This is a genomic window from Pseudomonas sp. KNUC1026, from assembly GCF_021650705.1.
Classification (GTDB): domain Bacteria; phylum Pseudomonadota; class Gammaproteobacteria; order Pseudomonadales; family Pseudomonadaceae; genus Aquipseudomonas.
Genome location: NZ_CP087138.1, coordinates 1,562,098 through 1,586,202 on the forward strand (window position 1 = coordinate 1,562,098; position 24,105 = coordinate 1,586,202).

10 protein-coding genes and 9 pseudogenes are annotated in these 24,105 nt (G+C 64.2%); 15 read left to right on the plus strand and 4 right to left on the minus strand.

The annotated features are described in order from the left end of the window. Positions 1-93 precede the first annotated feature (93 nt). From LN139_RS07105 to LN139_RS07135, 7 genes and pseudogenes are all read left to right on the plus strand, one after another. Positions 94-834: an OmpA family protein gene (locus LN139_RS07105; RefSeq protein ID WP_236359323.1), complete on the plus strand. Its 741-nt coding sequence runs from the start codon at positions 94-96 to the stop codon at positions 832-834. A 25-nt stretch (positions 835-859) separates the two neighbouring features. Next, positions 860-1,117: a DUF1145 domain-containing protein gene (locus LN139_RS07110; protein ID WP_236359324.1), complete on the plus strand. Its 258-nt coding sequence runs from the start codon at positions 860-862 to the stop codon at positions 1,115-1,117. Positions 1,118-1,221: 104 nt separating this feature from the next. Beyond that, positions 1,222-3,364 (plus strand): annotated as a pseudogene (gene dinG / locus LN139_RS07115) (ATP-dependent DNA helicase DinG). An 86-nt stretch (positions 3,365-3,450) separates the two neighbouring features. Next, on the plus strand, positions 3,451-4,599 hold the full coding sequence (locus LN139_RS07120) for a serine hydrolase domain-containing protein (protein ID WP_236360308.1): 1,149 nt from the start codon (positions 3,451-3,453) through the stop codon (positions 4,597-4,599). Between the two features lie 108 nt (positions 4,600-4,707). Continuing rightward, positions 4,708-5,784 carry an OmpA family protein gene (locus tag LN139_RS07125; RefSeq protein ID WP_329611019.1) on the plus strand — a complete coding sequence of 359 codons (1,077 nt, stop codon included), beginning with the start codon at positions 4,708-4,710 and terminating at the stop codon, positions 5,782-5,784. Continuing rightward, complete coding sequence (gene pdxH / locus LN139_RS07130) at positions 5,753-6,400, plus strand: pyridoxamine 5'-phosphate oxidase (protein WP_236359325.1); 648 nt, start codon at positions 5,753-5,755, stop codon at positions 6,398-6,400. Before LN139_RS07125 ends, pdxH begins: the two co-directional genes overlap by 32 nt. Positions 6,401-6,504: 104 nt before the next feature. Next, the gene (locus tag LN139_RS07135) at positions 6,505-6,966 is read left to right on the plus strand and encodes a glycine zipper 2TM domain-containing protein (RefSeq protein WP_097083946.1); all 462 of its coding nucleotides are present in this window, start codon (positions 6,505-6,507) and stop codon (positions 6,964-6,966) included. A gap of 36 nt (positions 6,967-7,002) precedes the next feature. On the opposite strand, the pseudogene nhaA reads toward LN139_RS07135, so the two are convergent. Both nhaA and LN139_RS07145 read right to left on the minus strand, forming a co-directional pair. Further along, positions 7,003-8,167: pseudogene (gene nhaA / locus LN139_RS07140) on the minus strand (Na+/H+ antiporter NhaA). 173 nt (positions 8,168-8,340) lie between these two features. Then, positions 8,341-8,811: a MaoC family dehydratase gene (locus LN139_RS07145; RefSeq protein WP_236359326.1), complete on the minus strand. Its 471-nt coding sequence runs from the start codon at positions 8,809-8,811 to the stop codon at positions 8,341-8,343. A gap of 328 nt (positions 8,812-9,139) precedes the next feature. Here LN139_RS07145 and fadD1 point away from each other — a divergent pair, with 328 nt between their 5' ends. The 3 genes and pseudogenes from fadD1 (at position 9,140) to LN139_RS07160 (ending at position 16,040) form a co-directional block, all read left to right on the plus strand. Then, positions 9,140-10,837, plus strand: coding sequence for a long-chain-fatty-acid--CoA ligase FadD1 (gene fadD1 / locus LN139_RS07150; RefSeq protein WP_236359327.1), 1,698 nt, complete (start codon positions 9,140-9,142; stop codon positions 10,835-10,837). Between the two features lie 92 nt (positions 10,838-10,929). Further along, the gene (hrpA, locus tag LN139_RS07155) at positions 10,930-14,841 is read left to right on the plus strand and encodes an ATP-dependent RNA helicase HrpA (protein WP_236359328.1); all 3,912 of its coding nucleotides are present in this window, start codon (positions 10,930-10,932) and stop codon (positions 14,839-14,841) included. Between the two features lie 75 nt (positions 14,842-14,916). After that, positions 14,917-16,040 (plus strand): annotated as a pseudogene (locus LN139_RS07160) (beta-ketoacyl-ACP synthase III). 104 nt (positions 16,041-16,144) lie between these two features. Here the strand turns inward: LN139_RS07160 and LN139_RS07165 are convergent. Next, positions 16,145-16,727, minus strand: a pseudogene (locus LN139_RS07165) (helix-turn-helix domain-containing protein); the annotation flags it as partial. Between the two features lie 236 nt (positions 16,728-16,963). Here LN139_RS07165 and glnT point away from each other — a divergent pair. The 5 genes and pseudogenes from glnT to LN139_RS07190 all read left to right on the plus strand — a co-directional run bounded on the left by glnT (position 16,964) and on the right by LN139_RS07190 (position 22,831). Beyond that, positions 16,964-18,299, plus strand: a pseudogene (glnT, locus tag LN139_RS07170) (type III glutamate--ammonia ligase). A gap of 140 nt (positions 18,300-18,439) precedes the next feature. Continuing rightward, positions 18,440-19,339, plus strand: a complete 900-nt coding sequence (locus tag LN139_RS07175; RefSeq protein WP_236359329.1) for a class II glutamine amidotransferase — start codon at positions 18,440-18,442, stop codon at positions 19,337-19,339. Between the two features lie 10 nt (positions 19,340-19,349). Beyond that, a pseudogene (locus tag LN139_RS07180) lies at positions 19,350-20,024 on the plus strand (protein glxC). A 35-nt stretch (positions 20,025-20,059) separates the two neighbouring features. After that, positions 20,060-21,357, plus strand: a pseudogene (locus LN139_RS07185) (FMN-binding glutamate synthase family protein). Between the two features lie 159 nt (positions 21,358-21,516). Then, positions 21,517-22,831 (plus strand): annotated as a pseudogene (locus LN139_RS07190) (ammonium transporter). A gap of 140 nt (positions 22,832-22,971) precedes the next feature. Here LN139_RS07190 and LN139_RS07195 read toward each other — a convergent pair. Further along, a pseudogene (locus LN139_RS07195) lies at positions 22,972-24,010 on the minus strand (LLM class flavin-dependent oxidoreductase). Between the last annotated feature and the right edge of the window lie 95 nt (positions 24,011-24,105).

The following is a 24,105-nucleotide window of genomic DNA, read 5'->3' on the forward strand; positions in this document are numbered from 1 at the left end:
CCTAAAGCAGGCAACCCGTGGGTTACAGGGATGTGCCGTTAGGCTTGACTACCAATACCGGCAGCAGCCGGAGACACAGGAGCTTCGATGATGATGAGCCGCTGCACGAAGGCTTTATTACCCGTACTTCTGGTCAGCAGTGTTCTCTCGGGATGTGCCACTCGCAGTGATGGAAGTGCGCCACTGAACCAAAGGAACTGGCCAATTTGCAGCCTGCTCGGCGGTGCCGCCGGTGCAGGCTTGGGAGCGTTGGAAAGCGGTGCCTGGGCCGCCGGTGGCGGTGTGCTGGGCGCTGTAGGTGCGGGGCTGGTGTGCTTCGCGCAGGACGGCGACGAGGATGGCGACGGTATCTTCGACCGCCGCGACCGGTGCCCGGGCACGCCCGAAGGGACGCCGGTCAGCCACAACGGATGCCCACTGCCGCCTGCACCGGCAATCACGCCGGCCTCGGCACCCGCCCCGCAACCTCCGGCGCCCCCGGCGCGGGAAGTGGTCACGCTCAGTGATGTGGGCGATGTGCTGTTCGAGTTCGACAAGGCTGACCTCAGAGCGCCTGCCCGCGCCGCACTCGATGCCCAGCTCGACAAGCTCAAGGCGGCGGACGTTGTCAGCGTCAAGGTCGAAGGGCACACCGACAGCAAGGGTTCCGATGCCTACAATCAGAAGCTCTCCGAGCGTCGCGCAGCCAGCGTAGTCACCTACCTGGTGGACCATGGCGTACCGCAGGCACGCCTGAGCAGCGAAGGCTTCGGTGAAAGCCGCCCGGTGGCAGATAACAGCACCGATGCGGGCCGGGCGAAAAATCGCCGGGTCGAGCTGATCATCAGCCGCTGACCGCAGCACCAGGAGGGCACACGACATGTTGGGTTTGTTCAAACTGTTGATGCTGCTCTTCTGGTGGCTGGTGGTTGCCAATCTGCTCATGCCGCTGGTGTGGCCGTTCCGTGCCTGGGTCAACCTCGCAGGCGCCGCCATGCTTGGGCTGCATCTGCTGGAGATACTGGCTTTCAAAGGCCGCCTGCTTGGCCGCAGCCATCCAGGGCTGGATCGCCTGCAAATCCTTTTGTTGGGCATCTTTCACATCCAGAGCCTGCCACCGCCGCTGCCGAGGCGGTAAATCTTTGTTTGCATTGCCGGGCGCCTCTGTGGGCAGAAGCGGGTATGATAGCCGCCACACGCACCACTGAAGATTTATCCAGCCCTCGCGCTGGCCCGGATCCCATGCTCAGCACCGAACTCAAGTCCACCATTCAGGGCGCCTACTCGCGTTTTCTCGAAGCCAAGCAGCTCAAGCCTCGCTATGGCCAGCGCCTGATGATCGCCGAAGTCGCCAAGGTTCTGGGGGTATCCCGCAGGACGACGAGGGCCATCGCCTGGGCGACCCGGCAGTGGTGGCGGTGGAGGCGGGGACCGGTACTGGCAAAACCGTCGCCTACAGCCTGGCAGCCATCCCGGCGGCCAAGGCAGCTGGCAAGCGGCTGGTGATCGCCACCGCCACGGTCGCCTTGCAGGAGCAGATCGTCCTCAAGGATTTGCCCGACATCGCGCGCAATGCCGGGCTCAGTTTTACCTACGCCCTGGCAAAAGGGCGCGGGCGCTACTTGTGCCTGTCCAAGCTCGATGCGCTGTTGCAGGAGGGCCAGGCGCAGTCGGCCACCGCTCAGTTGTTCGAAGACGAAGGCTTCGCCATCGACGTCGACGAGGCCAGCCTCAAGTTGTTCAACAGCATGATCGAGAAACTGGCCGGCAACCGCTGGGACGGCGACCGTGACAGCTGGTCCGAGGCGCTCGACGACAAGGACTGGGCACGCCTGACCACCGACCACAGCCAGTGCACCAACCGCCATTGCCCCAACTTCCAGCAATGCGTGTTCTTCAAGGCGCGCGAAGGCATGGGCAAGGTGGATGTGATCGTCACCAACCACGACATGGTGCTGGCCGACCTGGCTCTGGGTGGCGGTGCGGTGCTGCCCGACCCGCGCGACACGCTTTATGTGTTCGATGAAGGCCACCACCTGCCAGACAAGGCCATCGGCCATTTCGCCCATTACACCCGCTTGCGCTCCACCGCCGACTGGCTGGAGCAAACGGCTCGCAACCTCACCAAACTGCTTGCCCAGCACCCGCTGCCTGGCGACCTGGGCCGGCTGGTCGAGCAGGTGCCGGAGCTTGCGCGCGAGCTCAAAAGCCAGCAGCAGTTCATGTTCGGCGCCTGCGAGCAGGTGGCCGATTTCCACGGCGGCGAAGACATGGAGGGCCGCGACCGGCCACGGCATCGCTTCGAAGGCGGCGTGGTGCCAGAGCATCTTCGCGAGATGGGCCTGGAATTGAAAAGGGTTTCGGCCGCCTGACCGACCTCTACACGCGCCTGGCCGAGCTGCTCAAGGAAGGCATGGACGGCGAAAAGAACATCGGCATCGCCAGCCACCAGGCCGAGGAGTGGTACCCCTTGTTCGGCAGCCTGCTGGCACGCTCTCAGGGCAACTGGGAGCTGTGGACGGCATTCACCGGCGAAGACCCGGAAAACACCCCGCCCATGGCGCGCTGGATGACGCTGGTCGAAGCTGGCGCTGGCCACGACATCGAGGTGAACGCCAGCCCGATCCTGGCTGCCGACATGCTGCGCCGCACGCTGTGGAACGTGGCTTATGGGGTGCTGGTCACCTCTGCGACGCTCACTGCGCTCAACCGTTTCGACCGCTTTCGCATGCGTTCAGGCATTCCCCGCGATGCGGTCACCACCGTGGTGCCAAGCCCGTTCCATCATGCCGACGCCGGTGTGCTGCGGGTTCCCGACCTGCGCGCCGACCCGCGCAACGCCTCTGAGCACACCGCCGCTATTGTCCGTGAATTGCCCAAGCTGGTAGAGGGCTCACGTGGCTCTTTGGTGTTGTTCAGTTCGCGCAAACAGATGCAGGACGTGTTCGACGGGCTTGACCGTGAGTTCCGTCGGCAGGTGTTCATTCAGGGCAACCTGTCCAAACAGGAAACCCTCAACAAGCACAAGGCCCGGGTCGATGGCGGTGAAAGCAGCGTGCTGTTCGGCCTCGCCAGTTTCGCCGAAGGCGTCGACCTGCCAGGCGCCTATTGCGAGCACGTGGTCATCGCCAAGATTCCCTTCGCGGTACCTGACGATCCGGTCGAAGCAGCACTGGCCGAATGGATCGAGGCTCGCGGCGGCAATCCGTTCATGGAAATAGCCGTGCCAGACGCCTCGCTGCGGCTGATTCAGGCCTGCGGCCGCCTGCTGCGTACCGAGCAGGACCGCGGCACCATCACCCTGCTGGACCGCCGCGTGGTCACCCAGCGCTACGGCAAGGCGATCCTCGCTGCGCTACCGCCGTTTCGCCAGGAAATCGGCTGAATATATCTTGTAGCCCCCGTTCCCAAAGCGGCCTGGGGCTGAAACAATGCGTGCCATTCAAATGCCAGATCACAGGGGAGCGGCGGGTGCAGATTCAGGGCTATTTCCAGCTTGAGTTCGAGGCCGTGCGCGATGCTTTCGCGGCACTCTTCGAAGACCCTCAGGAACGCGGCGCTGCCTTGTGCATCCAGCTCAACGGTGAAACCGTCATCGACCTCTGGGCTGGCACCGCCGATAAAGATGGCCAGGCAGCCTGGCACAGCGACACGATTCTGAACCTGTTCTCCTGCACCAAGGCCTTCACGGCCGTGGCGCTGCTGCAACTGGCGAGCGAGGACAAGTTGTCGCTCGATGCGCCGGTCGCACGCTACTGGCCGGAATTCACAACTGCGGGCAAGGCGGATATCACTGTTCGCCAGGTGCTGTGCCACCAGGCCGGTGTGCCGGCGATCTCTGCACCACTGCCCGCCGAAGCGCTGTACGACTGGCAGGCCATGCTCCACGCACTGGAAGGTCAGTCGCCCTGGTGGCAGCCAGGCACTGCTCATGGCTACGCTGCCATTACGTTCGGCTGGCTCGCCGGTGAGTTGATCCGCCGCGTCACTGGTCGTGAGCCAGGTGACGTCATCGTCGACCGTGTGGCCCGCCCCCTGGGTCTGGATTTTCACATCGGCCTCGCCGACAGCGAGTTCGACCGCGTTGCCCACATCTCCCGCGCCAAGGGTAATGCCGGTGATGTAGCGGCCCAGCGGCTGTTGCAAGTTACCCTGCGCGAGCCCGAGGCGCTCAGCACGCGTGCTTTCACCAACCCGCCTTCAGTGCTCACCAGCACCAACAAGCCTGAATGGCGGCGCATGCAGCAGCCGGCGGCAAACGGGCACGGCAACGCACGCAGCCTGGCGGGTTTCTACAGCGGCCTGCTGGCGGGGGATCTGCTTGGCGGCGAGTGGCTGGACGCGATGGTTCAGCCGCACAGTGATGGCGATGATCTTACCCTGCTCACGCCTACTCGTTTCGGCCTGGGGGTGATGCTCGACCAGCCTGATCAGCCGAATGCCACCTTCTGCATGGGGCGGGGCGCGTTCGGCCATCCCGGTGCGGGCGGGTCCATCGGCTTTGCCGACCCTGCGTCCGGGGTTGCGTTCGGGTTTGTGACCAACACGCTTGGGCCATACATCCTGATGGACCCGCGTGCGCAAGGCCTGGTGCGCGCATTGAACGATTGCCTGCCATGAAACTCTCGACAAGCGGTCACCAATTGAACAAAAATTGATCTACCATTCCAATCAATCAGTTATACGGGTTTGTTAACCCGCTTTATCAATCAACGCCTGGATTGCCCAATGCACGTCAAGAAATCTCTCGCCCTGGCCCTGTGCCTGGCCATCACCGGCTGCGCAAATACCCCGGACGCCAAGAACGGCAGTGCCAGCACCGGCCACAGCTGGTGGCCGTTCGGCGGCAATGAAAGCACCGCTGCCGCTGACAAGGGCGTTGGCAAGGACGTGCAGGCTGCAGTCAACGACCGTGTCGCCAAGGCCGATGCCAAGGCAGCTGCACCCGTTGCCGCACCGACTGCTGCCAGCGAAAGCCACTGGTGGTGGCCGTTCGGCGCCAGCGAAAGCGCCAAGGCAGACGAGGCCAAGCCTGCCGCAGCGGTTGCTGTGCCGAAGGTCGACCCGGCGGCTACCAAGGCGTTTCTCGACAAGTACGAGCCCAAGGTTCGTGAAGCGGTCAAAGGCACCAAGTTCCAGGTCGACCGTCGCGAAGACCTGTTGATCGTGACCGCGCCGGTCGATAGTTCCTTCAACCCCGATCGCCCGTCCATGTTGATGCCGATTGTGCTCGGCCCGATCACCAACGTTGCCAAGCTGCTCGAGCCCGATCCCCAGGGTGCCATCCTGATCCTGGGCCATGCCGACAGCACCGGTGCTGCCGATGCCAACAAGAAGCTGAGCCTGGAACGCGCTCAGTCGATCGCTGCGATCTTCCGCCTGAGCGGCCTCGAGCGTACTCGCCTGAGCTTGCGTGGCATGGGTTCGGTGATGCCGCGGGCCGCCAACGACAGCGTCGCTGGCCGTGCGCTGAACCGCCGCGTCGAAATGATCGTGACCCCGCAGAACACCATGATCGCGTTGATGGCTCGCTATGACCTGCCACCGACCGCGCTGCCGCAGATGGTCGCCATGCAGGATGCCAAGGCCGAGCCTGAAGCGCCTGCCAAGCCCGCAGTGGCCGCCAAGAAGGCGCCTGCCGAAAAGCTCCGGCCAAAGCCACTGCCGCGAAAAAGCCAGCTGCCAGCACCACCAAGGCGCCGGCCAAGAAAGTCGCAGCCAAAAAGCCAGCCGCTGATCAGCAAGCGTCCAACTGAGCCAAGGAAAGCCCGGCATGAGCCAGCCACTTGCGGACATGCGCCGTGACTACACCCGCGACGGCCTGAGCGAAATACAGGCCCCGGCCGAGCCCTTTGCGCTGTTCAGGCAATGGTTCGACGATGCGGTGAACACCGAGCAGCCGCCGGTGGAGGCCAACGCGATGACCCTGGCCACCGTTGATGTCGAGGGACGGCCGCACTGCCGCGTGTTGCTGCTCAAGGCGCTGGACGATCAGGGCTTCACTTTCTTCACCAATTACCAGAGCGCCAAAGGCCAGCACCTGCTGGCCAACGGTTTCGCGGCAATGACGTTCTTCTGGCCAGCCCTGGAGCGCCAGGTGCGTATCGAGGGCAGGGCGCTGAAGGTCACGCCTGCCGAGTCCGATGCCTACTATCAGGTTCGCCCGCTGGGTAGCCGCCTGGGTGCATGGGCTTCGCCACAGAGCCAGGTGATCGAAGGGCGCGAGACGCTTGAGCACTTGCTCAAGGCCACCGAGGCGCGCTTCTCTGACAGCGCGCCGCATTGCCCTGAGCATTGGGGTGGTTATCGGCTGGTGCCGGATCGCATCGAATTCTGGCAGGGGCGGCCCAGCCGCTTGCACGACCGCCTCAACTATCGCCTGGTCAACGGCCACTGGTTGCGTGAGCGGCTGGCGCCCTGAGCCAGCTGTCTGCAACCTGAATAAATCATTATTAATACATATTGCCGCGTGACACTCCGGGGTTGATTGCGTCTAATGACGGTCAGTCCTACGGAGAGTGCTTCATGCGTAAATCAGTATTGCTCGCCAGTTTCACTGCCTTTTCACTGCTGCTCGGGGGCTGCGCGTCCGACCTGTCGGGTGATGTCTATTCCCGCGACGAGGCTCGCCGCGTGCAAACCGTGCGTATGGGTACCATCGAGTCCCTGCGCCCTGTGCGTATCGAGGGCACCAAAAGCCCGATCGGTACTGGCGCCGGCGCTATTGTCGGTGGTGTAGCGGGCTCGGCGGTCGGTGGTGGCCGTGGCAGCATCGTCGCTGCAGTGATCGGCGCCGTGGCGGGTGGTTTTGCCGGCTCCGCAGCCGAAGAGGGCATCACGCGTACGCAAGGCGTCGAGATCACCGTGCGTGAAGACGATGGCAGCATGCGCGCCTATGTTCAGCAGGTGCAGCCCAATGAGATCTTCCGCGTCGGCGAGCGCGTGCGCATCATGACCGTCGACGGCACCAGCCGCGTCAGCCACTGATGCCACTCGGCGCCGCCAGCCGGCGCCCCGCTTCGTTCAGGCTCGGCGCGATGCCAGCCTGACCACTGCGTAGCCAAGCACTGCCGCAATGCATGAGCCTGCGAGAATGCCCATGCGATCCTCGCCTGCGTAAGAGCTGTTGGCCGGGTCGAAGGCCAGTGAACCTACGAAAATGCTCATGGTGAAGCCGATACCGCACAGGATCGCCACCCCCAGCAATTGCCCCCAGTTGGCCCCCTCCGGCAAGCGCGCCAGGCCCAGGCGGATTGCCATCCATGTCAGGCCCAAAACTCCCACCGTCTTGCCCAGCACCAGCCCCAGTGCGATGCCGAACGGCACGCCATGGGTAAAGCTTTCAGCACTCATGCCGGCCAGGGAAATGCCTGCGTTGGAAAAAGCGAACAAGGGCAGGATGCCGTAGGCCACCCAGCGGGTGCAGGGCATGTTCGAGATGCAGCAGAGGTTGCCGGGGCGTACGCAGCGGAATGAAGAACGCCAGTGCCACACCTGCAAGCGTTGCGTGCACGCCACTTTTAAGCACGCACACCCAAAGCACCGCCCCCACGATCAGGTAAGGTGCCAGGCGCGTCACGCCCAGGCGGTTCAGCACCAGCAGCAATGCCAGGCAACCGCCGGCCATTGCCAGGGCGCCGCCGGCGAGGCTGCTGGTATAGAACAGCGCGATGATCACGATGGCGCCCAGGTCGTCGATGATCGCCAGCGTCATCAGAAACAACTTGAGCGAGGCGGGCACACGCTTGCCCAGCAGAGCCAGCACGCCCAGGGCGAAAGCGATGTCTGTGGCGGTGGGGATGGCCCAGCCCGCCAGCGCGGCGGGGTCGTGGCGGTTGATTGCGGCATAGATCAAGGCGGGTACCAGCATACCGCCTACCGCTGCTGTGCCGGGCAGCGCCACTTGCGATACGTTGGATAACTGCCCTTGCAGGACCTCGCGTTTGATCTCCAGCCCGATCAGCAGGAAAAACAGCGCCATCAGCAGGTCATTGATCCACAGTAAGGCAGGCTTGTCGATGTTCAGCGGCCCCAGGCGCAGTTGCACCGGAGCGTCGAGAAAACCCTGATAAAGCCCGGAAAGGGGAGAATTATTGATGCACAGCGCCAGAATGGCAGCGGCAATGAGCATCAGGCCGCTGGCGGCCTCGAGCTGGAAAAATCGCGCGAGCGAGTGGCGCAGAGCCATGGGTAGCCTCCCTTGGGGCGGGGCGAAGGAGGCATACCCTAACTGCGGCGCCGGCAGTGGGAACAAAAACTATATTCTTTTGGAATATAGGAGATGTACTGATTCCCTGTTTGGGGGGAGGCGTGCTTGTATCTCAGTTTGTTTCAGTTTGTTTCGTTATAAAAATGCAATGATCAGCCGAAGCGCACCGGAGGTAGCTCGGTCAGCCTTACCGTTTGCTGCTTGCGCGGAGCGAGAATCTCGGCCACGCCATCGACGACACGCTCGTCGTTCTGGTTGTAGACCTGGGTGGCGATACGCACCTTGAATTTCGGCAGCTTCTCGAGAATCTCCAGGCGTACGGTGAGGGTGTCGCCCAACTTGACCGGTTTTTCGAAACTCATCTGCTGGCCCAGGTAAATGGTGCCAGGGCCGGGCAACTCGCACGCTACCGCAGCGCTGATCAATGCCCCGCTGAACATGCCGTGTGCAATGCGCTGCCGGAAAGGGGTGCGGGCCGCGAATTCGGCATCCAGATGCACCGGATTGTGATCGCCGCTCATGGCCGCGAACAGCTGGATGTCGCGCTCCTCGACGGTCTTGCTGTAGGTAGCGGTCTGGCCAACTTCCAGAGCATCGTAGGGCGTGTTGGTGACTTCGGTCATCGCGGGGGCTAATCCTTGGTTATTGAAGGGGTAATTGTACCGATTCGTTGCGCGGGCAGGGTGAAAACGCCGGAAGATGTGCCCAGAAAACGTCCGTCTGCCAGGTTGCCTCCGCTCAGGCCCGCGCCAGAGCCATCAAACCTCTGTCGAGCAAAGACTCTAATGATGACCGTGAAATCATTGCTGGTTCTGTTAGTGACCCATAAGCAACCCTTAGCACCTAGGCGGGTGTGGGCAAAACTGCTAATCTCGGCGCGCTTTGCCCAGATCAATAAAACCGCAGCCGATGCGGTACCCCAGCGCGAGTACGGAAAGGAGCAGGTTTTCCATGGTTGAAGATTTCTGGATGGACAAGTACCCGGCCGGCGTGCCAACGCACATCGACCCCGACCAGTACCCCAACGTCCAGGCCGTGCTCAAGGCATCGTGCGAGCGCTTTGCCCAGCAACCGGCATTCAGCAGCATGGGCAAAACCCTGACCTACGCCGACCTCTATCGGCTTTCCGGCGCTTTCGCCGCCTGGCTGCAGCAGCACACCGACCTCAAGCCCGGTGATCGCATCGCGGTACAGCTGCCCAACCTCTTGCAATACCCGGTGGTGGTGTTCGGTGCGATCCGCGCCGGCCTGATCGTGGTCAACACCAACCCGCTCTACACCGCCCGCGAAATGGAACACCAGTTCAACGACTCCGGTGCCAAGGCGCTGGTGTGCCTGGCGAACATGGCGCACCTGGCTCAAGCCGTAGTGCCCAAGACCCAGGTCAAGCATGTGATCGTGACCGAGGTCGGCGACCTGCTGTCGCCCTTCAAGCGTGTACTGGTCAACGCCGTGGTGCGTTATGTAAAGAAGATGGTCCCGGCCTACCACCTGCCGCGTGCGGTGCGGCTCAACCAGGTACTTGCCCAAGGCGCTGGCCGTTCGGTCAACGAAGCGGTGCCGGCAGGCGCCGACGTCGCCGTGCTGCAATACACCGGCGGCACCACGGGCGTGGCCAAGGGCGCGATGCTCACCCACCGCAACCTGGTCGCCAACATGCTGCAGTGCAAGGCGCTGATGGGCGCCAACCTGGATGAAGGCCGTGAAGTGATCATCACGCCGCTGCCGCTGTACCACATCTACGCCTTCACCTTTCATTGCATGGCGATGATGCTGATGGGCAATCACAACGTGCTGATCAGCAACCCCCGCGACCTGGCGGCCACCACCAAGGAGCTCGCGCGCTGGAAGTTCAACGCCTTCGTGGGCTTGAACACCCTGTTCGTGGCGCTGTGCAACAACGCCGAGTTCCGCAAGCTCGACTTTTCCAGCCTGAAGGTCACGCTCTCTGGCGGCATGGCCTTGCAGCAATCGGTGGCCGAGCGCTGGCGCGAAGTCACCGGTTGCGCCATCTGCGAAGGCTACGGCATGACCGAAACCAGCCCGGTGGCCACGGTCAACCCGCGCGAGCATATCCAGATCGGCACCATCGGCATCCCGGTGCCGTCCACCCAGTGCAAGGTGATCGGCGAGCAGGGCCAGGAATTGGGCTTCGACGAGGCCGGCGAGCTCTGCGTCAAGGGCCCGCAGGTGATGAAAGGCTACTGGCAGCGTGCCGAGGCCACCGCCGAGATGCTCGACGGCGAAGGCTGGCTCAAGACCGGTGATATCGCGGTCATCCAGCCCGATGGCTACATTCGCATCGTCGATCGCAAGAAAGACATGATCCTGGTCAGCGGCTTCAACGTGTACCCCAATGAACTCGAAGACGTGCTCGTAACATTGCCTGGCGTGATGCAGTGCGCGGCAATCGGCATTCCGGACGAAAAAAGTGGCGAGCTGATCAAGGTTTTCGTGGTGATCCGCCCGGGTGCTTCGCTCACCAAGGAGCAGGTGATCGACCACATGCGCGCCAACCTCACCGGTTACAAGGTGCCCAAGGCCGTGGAGTTTCGCGAGTCGCTGCCCACCACCAACGTGGGCAAGATCCTGCGCCGCGAGCTGCGTGACGAAGAACTGCGCAAACTGGGCCTGAAGAAAACCGCCTGACGGCCTGTGCCACGGCAGCCCCGTGCTGCCGTGGCCGGCCAAATCTGCGACAATCGCCGGCTTGCTCTGTAGTGAAGCCGTTGCGCGCCCTGATGACCGATCAAGCCCCGTCTCTCGACACCCTGCTGAAAAACCTCGACCAGGCCCAGAACGCCGACCGCCATCGCTTGCGCCGGCAGTTGCACGAATTGCGCAAAAATCCTGACCCGCAGCGCCTGGCCCAGTGGCTGGAGCGGTTCCAGGCTTCGTGCGCACTGGTCGAGCAGCGCCGTGCCAGCGTGCCGGCCATCCGCTACGACGATCAGCTCCCCATCGCCGCCAGGCGCGACGAAATCAAGAAGGTGCTGGCCGAGCACCAGGTGGTGGTGATCGCTGGCGAAACCGGCTCGGGCAAAACCACCCAGTTGCCGAAGATCTGCCTGGAGCTGGGGCGTGGCCAGTTCGGCCTGATCGCCCACACCCAGCCACGGCGTATCGCCGCGCGCAGCGTGGCGGCGCGGGTTGCCGAGGAGCTGGGCTCGCCGCTGGGGCAATTGGTGGGTTACCAGGTGCGGTTCGAGGACCAGACCGGCCCGCAGAGCCTGGTCAAGCTGATGACCGACGGTATTCTGCTGGCAGAGACCCAGCACGACCGCTTCCTTGAGCGCTACGACACCATCATCGTCGACGAGGCGCACGAACGCAGCCTCAATATCGATTTTCTGCTGGGCTACCTGAAAACCCTGCTGCCGCGCCGGCCTGATCTGAAGCTGATCATCACCTCGGCCACCATCGACCTGGAACGTTTCTCCAAGCACTTTGGCGATGCGCCGATCATTGAGGTTTCCGGCCGTACCTACCCGGTGGACACCTGGTATCGCCCGCTGGTACGCGAGCAGGACGAAGACGGCAACGCGGTGGAAGATGACCTGTCGGTCGACCAGGGCATCCTCGCCGCGCTGGACGAGATCGCCGCCCATGAGCGCAACGAGCGCAAGGGGCCGGGCGATGTGCTGGTATTCCTGCCGGGCGAGCGGGAGATTCGCGACGCCGCCGAAATGCTGCGCAAGGCGCAATTGCGCCATACCGAGATACTGCCGCTGTACGCGCGCCTGTCGCCCTCCGAGCAGCAGCGCATCTTCCAGAGCCACCCGGGGCGGCGCGTGGTGCTGGCCACCAACGTCGCGGAAACCTCGCTCACAGTGCCCGGCATTCGCTACGTGATCGACAGCGGTACTGCGCGCATCAGCCGCTACAGCTACCGCGCCAAGGTGCAACGCCTGCCGATCGAGGCGGTGTCCCAGGCCAGCGCCAACCAGCGCAAGGGTCGTTGCGGCCGGGTAGAGCCGGGGATCTGCATCCGCCTGTACAGCGAAGACGATTTCAACGCCCGGCCCACCTTCACCGACCCGGAGATCCTGCGCACCAACCTGGCGGCGGTGATCCTGCAGATGCTGCACCTGCGCCTGGGCGAGATCGATGCCTTCCCCTTCATCGAGCCGCCGGACGGCAAGGCCATCAGCGATGGCTTCAACCTGTTGCAGGAGCTGTGCGCGGTCAACCGCGAGCAGCAACTTACCCCGTTGGGCCGGCAGTTGGCTCGCCTGCCGATCGACCCGCGGCTGGGCCGCATGCTGCTGGAAGGCACCAGGCAGGGCAGCCTCGCCGAGGTGCTGATCGTCGCCAGTGCGCTGTCGGTGCAGGACCCGCGTGAGCGCCCGGCCGAGCGCCAGCAGGCTGCCGACCAGGCCCATGCGCAATGGAAGGACCCGGATTCGGACTTCGCCGCGCTGGTCAATCTCTGGAACGGTTTCGAGGAGCAGCGCCAGGCACTGGGCTCCAACGCCTTGCGCAATTGGTGCCGCAAGCACTTCCTCAATTACCTGCGCATGCGCGAATGGCGCGACGCCCACCGCCAATTGGCGTTGATCAGCCGCGAACTGCAATTGAAGGTAAACCCCGAGCCTGCCGATTACCCGCGCCTGCACAAGGCGGTGCTGGCCGGCCTGCTCAGCCAGATCGGCCAGAAGACCGAGGAAGGCGACTACCTGGGCGCCCGCCAGCGGCGTTTCTGGGTGCACCCATCCTCCGGCATCGGCCGCAAGCGCCCGCAGTGGATCATGGCTGCCGAGCTGGTCGAAACCACCAAGCTCTATGCGCGCATGGTCGCCAAGATCGACTCCCAGTGGCTGGAGCCGCTGGCCGCGCACCTGATCAAGACCAACCACTTCGAGCCGCACTGGGAGAAAAAGCGCGGCCAGGTGGTAGCCTTCGAGCAGGTGACGCTGTATGGCCTGATCATCATCGGCCGCCGGCCGGTGCATTACGGCCCGGTGGACCCGGTAGTGTCGCGCGAGCTGTTCATCCGCGAAGGCCTGGTGCGTGGCGACATCCAGTCCCGCGCCCGGTGCCTGGCGGCCAACCGCGCGTTGCTCGAGCAGCTCGACGAGCTGGAGGCCAAGGCGCGCCGGCGCGACATCCTCGCTGATGAAGAAACCCTCTACGCCTACTACGAGGCGCGCCTGCCGGCAGACATCCACCAGGCCGCCACCTTCGATGCCTGGTACCGCGTCCAGAGCCAGAAGAACCCGCAGCTGCTGATCATGCAGCCCGAGGATGTGCTGGCCCGTGACGCCAATGAAGTGACCGCGGCGCAATACCCGGATGTGCTGCGGCTGGGGGAGCTGAGCCTGCCGCTGAGCTATCACTTCGAGCCGAATCATCCACGCGATGGCGTCACCGTGCGCGTGCCTGCGCCGCTGCTGCCGGCGCTGCCCGGCGAGCGCCTGGAGTGGCTGGTGCCGGGCCTGCTGGAGGCCAAGAGCATCGCGCTGGTGCGCAACCTGCCCAAGGCGCTGCGCAAGAACTTCGTGCCGGTCCCGGACTTCGTCAAGGCTTCGCTGGAGCGCATGGTGTTCGCCGAAGGCGCCTTGCCCCAGGCGCTGGGTGCACAACTATTGCGTATGACCGGCGCACGGGTGAGCGACGAGGCGTGGGCCGAAGCCGCGAGCCTGGTGGAGCCTCACCTGAAGATGAACATCGAAGTGGTCGACGGTAAAGGCCGGCCACTGGGTGAGGGCCGTGACCTTGCAGAGGTCACCGCGCGCTTTGCCGAGGCCAGCCAGGCAGCGCTGAGTGTGCCGCGCCAGGCCGAGGCGGCAGCGCCGGTGCAGGCCAAGGGCTTTGCCAATGTGGCCGAGACCGCGCGCCAGCACTTCGCGGGCCTGGAGATGACCGTGTACCCGGCCTTGGCCGAGGAGGGTGGCCAGGTACACGAGGCGCGTTTCTCGACCGCCGCCGAAGCCGCCTGGCAACACCGGCGCGCGTTGCAGCGCCTGCTGCTGCAGCAACTGGCCGAGCCGGCAAAGTTTTTGCGCGGCAAGCTGCCCGGGCTCACCGAGCTTGGGCTGTTGTACCGCGAGCTGGGCCGGGTGGAGGCGTTGATCGAAGACATCCTGCTCGCCAGCCTCGACGCTTGTGTGCTCGAAGGCGAAGCCACATTGCCGCGCGATGGCGCTGCGCTGGCAAACCTTGCCGAACGCAAGCGTAGCGCCTGGGCAGAGCACGCCGAGCAGCTCGCCCGGCGGGTGCTGGAAGTGCTGAAGCTCTGGCACGGCCTGCAAAAGCGCTTCAAGGGCAAGATCGACCTGGCCCAGGCCGTGGCCCTGAACGACATCAAGCAGCAGCTCGGTGCGCTGGTCTATGCTGGCTTCGTGCGTGAAACCCCGACGCAATGGCTCAAGGAGCTGCCGCGTTACCTCAAGGCGATCGAGCAGCGCCTTGAGAAGCTCCCGGGCCAGGTACAGCGTGACCGGGTCTGCAGTGGGGAGCTCACCGGCTATTGGGCGCAATACCAGGCGCGCCTGGCCAAGCATGGGCAGGAAGGCAAGCGCGATGACGCGCTGGTGACCTATCGCTGGTGGCTGGAGGAATATCGGGTTTCGCTGTTCGCGCAGCAACTGGGCACCCGGGTGCCGGTGTCGGACAAGCGCCTGGGCAAACAATGGGCGCAGGTCGAGCCCTGACAAAAACGGAACGCGGGTGCCATTCGTGGCAGAATCGCCCACCTGCAATACGCCCCACAACTTCGAGGATGGATCGTGCATAAGGCTGTTATCAGTGGCACCGGTTTGTACACACCGCCCCACAGCATCAGCAACGACGAACTGGTCGCTGCCTTCAACGCTTACGTCAACCGCTTCAACGCCGAGCACGCTGCCGCCATCGAGGCCGGCCAGGTGCAGGCGCTGGCCGAATCCAGCGCCGCGTTCATCGAAAAGGCCAGCGGCATCCAGAGCCGTTACGTGATGGACAAGGCCGGCATCCTCGACCCCGAGCGCATGAAGCCGCGCCTGCCCGAGCGCAGCAATGACGAACCCTCGATCCTCTGCGAAATGGCCGTGAACGCTGCGCGCCAGGCCCTGCAGCGCGCGGGCCGTGAGCCCGCCGACGTGGACGCTGTCATCGTGGCCTGCTCCAACCTGCAGCGCCCGTACCCGGCCATCGCCATCGAGGTACAGCAGGCCCTCGGCATCCAGGGTTTTGCCTTCGACATGAACGTTGCCTGTTCCTCGGCGACCTTCGGCATCCAGGCGGCCGCCAATGCCGTGCAACTGGGCCAGGCCCGCGCGGTGCTGGTGGTGAGCCCCGAGATCTGCACCGGCCACCTGAATTTCCGTGACCGCGACAGCCATTTCATCTTCGGCGACGCCGCCACCGCCGTGCTGGTGGAGCGTGAAAGCCTCGCCCAAGGCGCCCAACGCTTCGAAATCCTTGGCACCAAGCTGCTGACCCAGTTCTCCAACAACATCCGCAACAACTTCGGCTTCCTCAACCGCGCAGGCGAAGAAGGCCAGGGCCAGCCCGACAAACTCTTCGTGCAGGAAGGCCGCAAGGTGTTCCGCGAAGTGTGCCCGATGGTCGCCGAGTTGATCGCCCAGCACCTGGCCGAGCTCGACGTGCCGGTGGCGCAGGTGCAGCGCTTCTGGCTGCACCAGGCGAACCTGTCGATGAACCAGCTGATCGCCAAGAAGCTGCTGGGGCGCGACCCCGAACCGCAAGAGGCTCCGGTGATCTCGATCGCTACGCCAACACCAGCTCGGCGGGCTCGGTGATCGCGCTGCACCTGAACCATGAAGACCTGCCCGCCGGCGCGCTGGGTGTGCTCAGTTCGTTCGGGGCAGGGTATTCGATTGGCTGCGTCGTGCTGCGCAAGTTGGCATGATGCTGCCCGTCGGCCGCTGAGGCGAGGGCTGCAGCCAAAGGCGCTGCGCCCGGCCGAAGTCTTCCAGCGGATGAGCTGAGCCTTGGGCTGTCAGCGGCTCTCTTCCCGTAATTCATCACCGACAACAGCCTGATCGGCACCTGCACGAGCTCCTCCGGGCCGTGCGGTACGTCACCGTCGAACGTCAGGCTGTCACCGGCCTGCAGGCGGTAGAGCTGGTCGCCGTGGCGATACACCAGTTCACCTTCGAGCAAATGCAGAAACTCGGTCCCGGGGTGGGAGAAGGTCGGGAACTCTTCGCTGGCGTCGTCCATGCTCACCAGGTAGGCCTCGAACGGCTTCTTCGGCCCGCGGGTGTGGTTGAGCAAGTGATAGGTATGGCCTTTCTCGGTGCCGCGGCGCACCACCTCCAGCCCTTCGTCCTTCTTCACCAGCAGTGCGCTGCCACCTTGCTGGTCGTATTGGGAAACAGCTTGGACATCGGCATGCCCAGTACATCGCAGAGGCGGCTGAGCACGTCCAGGCTGGTAGACACCTGGGCATTTTCGATCTTGCTGAGCATGCCCTGGCTGATGCCGGCGATGCGCGCGACGTCGGCGAGCTTCAGTTCCTGGGCCTGGCGTTGCCGGCGCACCTGCATGGCCGAAGGTATTGCTCCAGTTTCAGGCGGGGGGCTTGGACGGTCATAAAATACGCACGGTTTCTGTTCGTTAATAATTATTTCGCACTAAGAATGTGCGAATCGAAGGCTTGAATTTTCTTCAGAGGAAACGGAGTTTCTCATACAACCCGCGTAATGGCTCGCTCGCGGGCAAGACGAACAACATTGGCACGGCAGCTGCATTCCTGAAAAGGAAGTAAATTTCCTAATTGGAATATATATCAGGCGAGTGTTCAACTCGCCCGAAGCCAGGAGCCATCCGATGTTGCCCGCAGAGACCCAACGCCTCATCGAACAGCACGGCATCAAGTACGTGCTGGCCCAATTCGTCGATATTCATGGCTCGGCCAAGACCAAATCGGTGCCGGTCAATGGCCTGGAGGCGGTCAGCGAGGCCGGCGCCGGCTTCGCCGGGTTCGCCATCAGCGGCATGGGCATGCAGCCCAACGGCCCGGACTTCATGGCCAAGGGCGACCTCGCCTCGCTGATTCCGGTGCCGTGGCAACCTGGCTACGGGCGGGTGGTGTGTATCGGCCATGTCGACGGCGAGCCCTGGCCCTACGACAGCCGCTATGTGCTGCAGCAGCAGGTGGCGCGATTGAGTGAACGCGGCTGGCACTTGAACACCGGGCTTGAGCCGGAATTCAACCTCTTCCAGCGCGGGGAGGGCGGCAAGCTGCAACTGGTGGACGCCTCCGACAACCTCGACAAGCCCTGCTACGACTACAAGGGCCTGTCACGGTCGCGGCAGTTTCTCGAGCGCTTGACCGAAGCCCTGCAGCCGGTGGGTTTCGACATCTACCAGATCGACCACGAAGACGCCAACGGCCAGTTCGAGATCAATTACACCTTCTCCGAAGCCATGGAGTCGGCCGACCGCTTCACCTTCTTCCGCATGGCCGCCGGCGAGATCGCCAACGACATGGGCATGATCTGCTCGTTCATGCCCAAGCCCGACCCCAAGCGCGCCGGCAATGGCATGCACTTTCACCTCTCGATCGGCAGCGCCAGCAGCAAGAACCTGTTCCACGACGCCAGTGACCCCAGCGGCATGGGCCTGTCGAAGCTGGCCTACCATTTTGCCGCCGGGCTGCTGGCCCACGGCCCGGCGCTGTGCGCGTTCGCCGCGCCCACCGTCAACTCCTACAAGCGCCTGGTGGTGGGCAACTCGCTCTCCGGCGCCACCTGGGCCCCGGCCTTCATCGCCTTTGGCGCCAACAACCGCTCGGCCATGGTGCGTGCGCCTTACGGGCGGCTCGAGTTCCGCCTGCCCGATGCTGGCTGGCAATCCCTACCTGGTGACCGCCGCGATCATCGCCGCCGGGCTCGATGGCATCGACCGCCAGCTCGAGGTGCCGGCGGTGTGCAACGACAACCTCTACTCCCTGAGCCTGGAAGCGATCGCCGCGCGCGGCATCAAGACCTTGCCGCAATCGCTCAAGGAAGCCTGCGACGCCCTGGAAGCCGACCCGCTGTTCGCCGAGGTGATGGGCCCGCAGATCGTCAGCGAGTTCATCCGCCTCAAGCGCATGGAATGGGTGGAATACAGCCGGCACGTGAGCGACTGGGAAGTCCAGCGTTATACCGAATTCTTCTAGAGCAGATGCAAGCTTCGAGCTTCAAGCCGCAAGCAAAAGCAAAAGCTGCGTTGCGGCGTACACCGAATTTCAAACCACCGAAGGCCAGCTTGCAGCTTGGAGCTAGAAGCTTGCAGCTCGCCGACCAAAGTGAGGCGTTTATGTGTGGGATTGTGGGGCTTTATCTGAAGAACCCTGCGCTGGAAGGCCAGCTGGGGGCGTTGTTCGAGCCGATGCTGGAGGCGATGACCGACCGTGGGCCCGACAGCGCGGGCTTTGCCATTTACGGCGATGAGGTGGGTGAGGGCTGGGTGAAGCTGACGCTTCAGGCGACGGGTGAGGGTTACGACTTTGCCGCGTTGATCGAGCAGGTCAGGGAGCGGCTGGGCGCGGAATTCGACTGGTTTCAGAACGCCAGTGCCGTGGTGCTGAAGATCAAGGCCGAGGAAGCTGCCGTGCGCGCTGCGCTCGCTGAGCTGGCGCCGAGCGTGCGCATCATGAGCGCCGGGCAGAGCATCGAGATCCTCAAGGGCATGGGCTTGCCCAAGGCGATCTCCGAGCGCTTCGGCCTGGCCGGCATGCAGGGCAGCCACATCATCGGTCACACCCGCATGGCGACCGAAAGTGCCGTCACGATGGAGGGCAGCCACCCGTTCTCCACCGGCGCCGACCTGTGCCTGGTGCACAACGGCTCGCTGTCGAACCACTTTCGCCTGCGCCAGGCCCTGCGCCGTGAAGGCATCGCCTTCGAGACCGAGAACGACACCGAAGTGGCCGCCGGTTATCTCGCCTGGCGCCTGCAGCAGGGCGACAGCCTCAAAGCAGCCCTGGACAAATCCCTGGAAGACCTCGACGGCTTCTTCACCTTCGCCATCGGCACCCGCAACGGCTTTGCCGTGATCCGCGACCCGATCGCCTGCAAGCCGGCTATCCTGGCCGAGACCGACGACTACGTGGCCATGGCTTCGGAATACCAGGCGCTGTCGAGCCTGCCGGGTATCGAGCACGCCAAGGTCTGGGAACCCGCACCGGCCACGATGTACATCTGGGAACGCGCCTGAGGAGCCACGCATGAATACGTTCGACCTTTCCAGCGCCAGCGTGCGCGAACTCAACCAGGCCCTGCACCAGCCGGCCGACGACCGCGAATTCGTGGTCGCCCATCCCAACGGTGCGCATAACCTGGCCGTGGGCGTGAACCAGGCGGTGTCGGTGGATATCCAGGGCCACGCCGGCTACCACTGCGCCGGCATGAACCAGCAGGCGTCGATCACTGTGCACGGCAACGTGGGCGTGGGGTGCGCCGAGAACATGATGAGCGGCTACGTGCGGGTCAAGGGCAGTGCGTCCCAGGCCGCTGGCGCCACCGCCCATGGCGGCTTGCTGGTGATCGAAGGTGATGCCGGTGCTCGCTGCGGCATTTCGATGAAGGGCGTCGACATCGTGGTCGGTGGCAGCATCGGCCACATGAGCTGCTTCATGGGCCAGGCCGGGCGCCTGGTGGTGCTGCGGCGACGCCGGCGATGCGCTGGGTGATTCGCTCTACGAAACCCGGATTTTCGTCAAGGGTACGGTCGCCTCGCTCGGCTCGGACTGCATCGAAAACAGATGCGCCCCGAGCACCTGGAGGAGCTGCAAGCGCTGCTCAACCAGGCCGGCTTCAACGAGAAGGCCAGCGACTTCAAGCGCTACGGCTCAGCCCGCCAGCTCTACAACTTCAAAGTCGATAACGCCAGTGCGTACTGATCAGGAGCCTTCCCCATGACTGACAAACACTCCCCGTGCTGCGCGAGTCGGCCACCTTCGACCGGCTGGCGATCCAGGAAATCCAGCGCGCCGCCGAGACTGGCATCTACGACATCCGCGGCGGCGGCACCAAGCGCAAGCTGCCGCACTTCGACGATCTTCTGCTGCTGGGGCGAGCGTGTCGCGCTACCCGCTGGAGGGCTACCGCGAAAAATGCGGCACCGACGTGGTGCTCGGCACCCGTTTTGCCAAAAAGCCGATTCACCTGAAGATCCCGGTGACCATCGCCGGCATGAGCTTCGGCGCGCTTTCGGCCAATGCCAAGGAAGCGCTGGGCCGGGGCGCCACCATCGCCGGCACCAGCACCACCACCGGTGACGGCGGCATGACCCCGGAAGAACGCGGCCAGTCGCAACACCTGGTGTACCAGTACCTGCCGTCGCGTTACGGCATGAACCCCGATGACCTGCGCAAGGCCGACGCCATCGAGGTGGTGCTCGGCCAGGGCGCCAAGCCCGGCGGCGGCGGCATGCTGCTGGGCATGAAGGTGACCGAGCGGGTGGCGGGCATGCGCACGCTGCCGATCGGCGTCGACCAGCGCTCGGCCTGCCGCCACCCGGACTGGACCGGCCCGGATGACCTGGCGATCAAGATCGCCGAACTGCGCGAGATCACCGATTGGGAAAAACCCATCTACGTGAAGATCGGCGCCAGCCGGCCGTACTACGACGTGAAGCTTGCGGTGAAAGCCGGGGCCGACGTGATCGTGCTCGACGGCATGCAGGGCGGCACTGCCGCCACTCAGGAAGTGTTCATCGAGCATGTCGGTATCCCGATCCTGCCGGCCATTCCCCAGGCGGTTCAGGCGCTTCAGGAAATGGGCATGCACCGCAAGGTGCAGTTGATCGTCTCCGGTGGCATCCGCAACGGCGCAGACGTGGCCAAGGCCATGGCGCTGGGCGCCGACGCGGTGGCCATCGGCACGGCGGCGCTGATCGCCCTGGGCGACAACCACCCGCGCCTGGATGAGGAGCTGCGCAAGATCGGCTCGGCCGCAGGCTTCTATGACGATTGGCAGAACGGCCGCGACCCGGCCGGCATCACCACCCAGGACCCGGAGCTGGCCAAACGCCTGGACCCGGTCGAAGGCGGGCGGCGCCTGGCCAACTACCTGCGGGTGCTGGTGCTCGAAGCCCAGACCATGGCCCGCGCCTGCGGCAAGAGCCACTTGCACAACCTCGACCCTGAAGACCTGGTGGCGCTGACGGTGGAATCCGCCGCCATGGCCCGGGTGCCGCTGGCCGGCACCAGCTGGATTCCCGGCCAGCCATAAGTCGCCGCAAATCCGTAGGAGCGGCTGTGCCGCGCGACGCGCCGATCTTGAATTCGCCCCGTCGCCCGGCACAGCCGGCCTCCCACAATCATCCGGCATTCCCCCAATGGCCGTTGTTTCGCTGTGGCTTGCACCCCTCGACCCCGCAGGAGCACACCCATGATCAAACCCCTCTCGGGCGGCCTCGCCCTGATGTCGTCAGTCGGCCTCGCCCAGGCCGCCGATGCCACACCCACCCTCGACACCGGCTCCAGCGCCTGGATGATCACCGCCACCGCGCTGGTGCTGTTCATGTGCGTGCCGGGCCTGGCGCTGTTCTACGGCGGCCTGGTGCGAGCCAAGAACATGCTGTCGCTGTTCACTCAATGCTTCGGCATCGCCGGCCTGATCGGCGTGCTCTGGGTGCTCTACGGCTACAGCTTGGTGGTCGATGCCACCGGCATGGTCGAAGGGCAGGTCACGCTCAACAGCTTCATCGGTTCGCTCAGCCGGGCGTTTCTGGTCGGCATGACGCCCGACAGCCTGGTCGGCACGATCCCGGAAGGGGTGTTCGTCACTTTCCAGATGACCTTCGCCATCATCACCCCGGCGCTGATCGCCGGCGCCTTCGCCGAGCGCATGAAGTTCTCGGCTGCGCTGTTGTTCATGGCGCTGTGGTTCACCTTGGTGTATGCGCCGATCGCCCATATGGTCTGGGGCGGGGCAGGAGCCTTGATGCACAACTGGGGCGTGCTCGACTACGCCGGCGGCACGGCGGTGCACATCAGACGCAGGCGTGGCGGCGTTGGTGGCGGCGCTGATGCTGGGCAAGCGCAAGGGCTACCCGCACGCCGCCATGCCGCCGCACAACCTGTGCCTGGCGATGGTCGGCGCGGCGATGCTGTGGGTCGGCTGGTTCGGCTTCAACATCGGCTCCGGCGGCGGCCTGTCGGGCGCCTCCGGCATGGTGATGATCAACACGCAGGTTGGCGCCTGCGCCGGCATCGTGGGCTGGATGTTCACCGAGTGGTTCAAGGCCGGCCGCGTCAGCGCCCTGGGCCTGGCCAGCGGCGCCCTCGCGGGCCTGGTCGGCATCACACCGGCCTGCGCCTACGTGGGCGTTGGTGGTGCGCTGGCCATCGGTTTGTTGTGCGGGGTGGGGTGCTACCTGGCCGTTACGGTGCTCAAGCATCGCCTGGGCTATGACGACACCCTCGACGTGTTCGGCCTGCACGGGGTGGGCGGCATCATCGGCGCGGTGCTCACGGGGGTGTTCTGCGTGCCCGAACTGGGCGGTTTGGTCGAGAACGTGAGCATGGCGAGCCAGGTGCTCGCGCAGATCAAAGGCGTCGCCTTTACCTTCGGCTACTGCTTCGTGGCCAGTTGGGTCATCTTGAAGCTGGTCAACTTCATCACCGGCCTGCGCGCCCAGGATGCGGTCGAGGAGATGGGCCTGGACCTGGGCGAGCACAACGAGCGGGCCTACAACCATTGAGGGCAGCTGCAAGCTGCAAGCCACAAGCCACAAGCCACAAGCTACAAGCAGAAGCGGTTAGGCAGGAGTTCGCGATGAACCTGCCGCACCGCGCTTTGCTCTTTCTTGCAGCTAAAAGCTCGAAGCTCGAAGCTGTGATCTCAGCGAAACGCTGGGATCACCTGATCGATGAAGAGCTTGAGCGACTTGCGCTTTTCTTCGTGGCTCAAGCCGTTGTCGCACCAGAAGCTGAACTCGTCGACGCCCAGTTCCTGATAGTGGCGAATGCGCGCGATGATCTGTTCCGGCGTGCCGATCATGGTGTTCTTGCGGATGTTCTCCAGCTCGAACTCCGGGCGCTCAGCGAATTTTTCTTCCGGGCTCGGGGCCAGGAAGCCGTCGACCGGCGCCTGCTTGTTGCCGAACCAGGCGTCGAAGGTGCGATAGAAACGGTTGATCGCGGTGGCGCCGACCTTCCAGCCTTCGGGGTCGTCCTCGGCGTGTACGTGGGTGTGGCGCAGCACCATCAGCTGCGGGCGCGGAATGCCAGGGTTGTTGGCAAGGGCGGTCTCGAACTTGTTGCGCAGGTCCACCACTTCTTCATCGCCCTTCATCAGCGGCGTGACCATCACGTTGCAGCCGTTGGCCACGGCGAAATTGTGCGAGTCGGGGTCGCGCGCGGCGATCCAGATCGGTGGGGTGGCGATGGGCTTGCGGCACGCTGGTGGAAGTGGGGAATTTCCACAGCTCGCCGTCATGGGCGTAGTCGCCTTCCCAGAGCTTGCGCACCACCGGCACCATTTCGCGCAGCGCCTTGCCGCCTTCGGTTGCGGGCATGCCGTTGGCCAGCCGGTCGAACTCGACCTGGTAGGCGCCACGGGCCAGGCCCACTTCCATGCGGCCGTTGCTGATCACATCGAGCAGGGCGCATTCACCGGCCACCCGCAGCGGGTGCCGGAACGGCGCGATGATGGTGCCGGCGCCCAGGCGGATGGTCGTGGTGCGTGCGGCGAGGTACGCCAGCAGCGGCATCGGGCTTGGGGAGATGGTGTATTCCATCGCGTGGTGTTCGCCGATCCACACGGTGCTGAACCCGCCGGCCTCGGCCATCAGGGTGAGCTCAGTGAGGTTTTCGAACAGTTGCCGATGGCTGACCTGGTCGTCCCAGCGTTCCATGTGAACGAAAAGCGAAAATTTCATGACAGCCTGCCTTTCGTTTTTTGCGATGCGGCCGATTCAATCAGCGGCCACATGGAGGATGTTCTGGTTGCGCGGCACTGGGGCTCAGAGCGCGT

Coding starts and splice junctions, on each gene's coding strand:
- LN139_RS07105 (WP_236359323.1), top strand. CDS start 94: ATGAGCCGCTGCACGAAGGCTTTATTACCCGTACTTCTGGTCAGCAGT.
- LN139_RS07110 (WP_236359324.1), top strand. CDS start 860: ATGTTGGGTTTGTTCAAACTGTTGATGCTGCTCTTCTGGTGGCTGGTG.
- LN139_RS07125 (WP_329611019.1), top strand. CDS start 4,708: ATGCACGTCAAGAAATCTCTCGCCCTGGCCCTGTGCCTGGCCATCACC.
- pdxH (WP_236359325.1), top strand. CDS start 5,753: ATGAGCCAGCCACTTGCGGACATGCGCCGTGACTACACCCGCGACGGC.
- LN139_RS07135 (WP_097083946.1), top strand. CDS start 6,505: ATGCGTAAATCAGTATTGCTCGCCAGTTTCACTGCCTTTTCACTGCTG.
- LN139_RS07145 (WP_236359326.1), bottom strand. CDS start 8,811: ATGACCGAAGTCACCAACACGCCCTACGATGCTCTGGAAGTTGGCCAG.
- fadD1 (WP_236359327.1), top strand. CDS start 9,140: ATGGTTGAAGATTTCTGGATGGACAAGTACCCGGCCGGCGTGCCAACG.
- hrpA (WP_236359328.1), top strand. CDS start 10,930: ATGACCGATCAAGCCCCGTCTCTCGACACCCTGCTGAAAAACCTCGAC.
- LN139_RS07175 (WP_236359329.1), top strand. CDS start 18,440: ATGTGTGGGATTGTGGGGCTTTATCTGAAGAACCCTGCGCTGGAAGGC.